Genomic DNA, 1216 nt, shown 5'->3' on the forward strand with positions numbered 1-1216 from the left:
CTGGCCCACATCCTCCTGGCGGCCCGGTATTTAGCAATCTCCTCGAAAAAGTCGTTGTGGGCATTGAAGAAGAATGACAGCCGGGGCGCGAAGGCATCTACATCGAGCCCGACGTCGATGCCAGCCTGCACGTATCCTATTCCGTCGGCAAGGGTAAATGCGAGTTCCTGCACAGCCGTCGACCCGGCTTCACGGATGTGATAGCCGCTGATGCTTATGGTGTTCCATCGAGGGACGTTCTCCACACAGTACTGGAAAATGTCCGTGATGATCCTCATGGATGGTTCCGGAGGGAATATCCACGATTTCTGGGCGATATACTCCTTCAATATATCGTTTTGTATCGTCCCACCGATCAAGTCTGAAGATACACCCTGTTTTTCTGCAACGGCTATGTACATGGCGAGAAGGATGGCCGCGGGGGCATTGATCGTCATCGAAGTGGTAACCCTGTCCAGCGGGATCCCGCTGAAAAGTAATTCCATATCCTTGAGGGAGTCGACGGCCACGCCGCACTTTCCCACCTCCCCTTTCGAGCGCGGGTGATCCGAGTCCAACCCCATAAGCGTCGGCATATGGAATGCGACGCTCAGACCGGTCTGCCCCTGGGAAAGGAGGTAGAGATATCGTTTGTTCGTATCCTCGGCAGAACCGAATCCAGAAAACTGCCTCATAGTCCAGAGCCTCCCCCTGAACATGGATGGCTGGATTCCCCTTGTGTAGGGGTATTCGCCGGGAAACCCGATGTCCCTCACAAAATCCACACTCTCGATATCGGATGGGGTATAGAGGCTGTTGATCTCTTCATCCGAAACGGTGGAAAACCTCTTCTGTCTCTCGGGAACCTTCCTGAGAGCCGAGCCCAGGCACCGCTCCTCCCAGTCCCCTTTTCTTTTCTTTAATTTCTCCATTTTCTTTCTGTCGAACATATGTGGACCTCCTGATTCTATTACCGTTCTATGCCTATCCTGGCATCGACGCCTTCCGCGTAATAATGTTTGACGTCTTTCATCTCGGTAACCAGGTCGGCCTTTGCAATCATCTTTTCCGTGGCTCCCCTGCCCGTCAGCACCAGCTCGACTCCTGCGGGCTTTTCGTCCATAAATGACAGCACCTTTTCTTCCGGAATGAGGTTGAATGCAGCGGCGCAGATGAGCTCATCAAGGATTACGATGCCAAACCGCCCTCCGAGGATGGCATCTTTCGCGAAGGAAAA

General features: G+C 53.4%; 2 pseudogenes (both running past the window's edge). Both read right to left on the reverse strand.

The features are described 5' to 3' along the window. Nucleotides 1-929 (reverse strand): annotated as a pseudogene (locus tag GTN70_04575) (methylmalonyl-CoA mutase) (it extends 644 nt beyond the left edge of the window). Nucleotides 930-949: 20 nt separating this feature from the next. Continuing rightward, a pseudogene (locus GTN70_04580) lies at nt 950-1216 on the reverse strand (hypothetical protein); it runs 82 nt beyond the window's last position.

It is taken from the genome of Deltaproteobacteria bacterium (assembly GCA_011773515.1).
Lineage (GTDB): Bacteria > Desulfobacterota > Deferrimicrobia > J040 > J040 > WVXK01.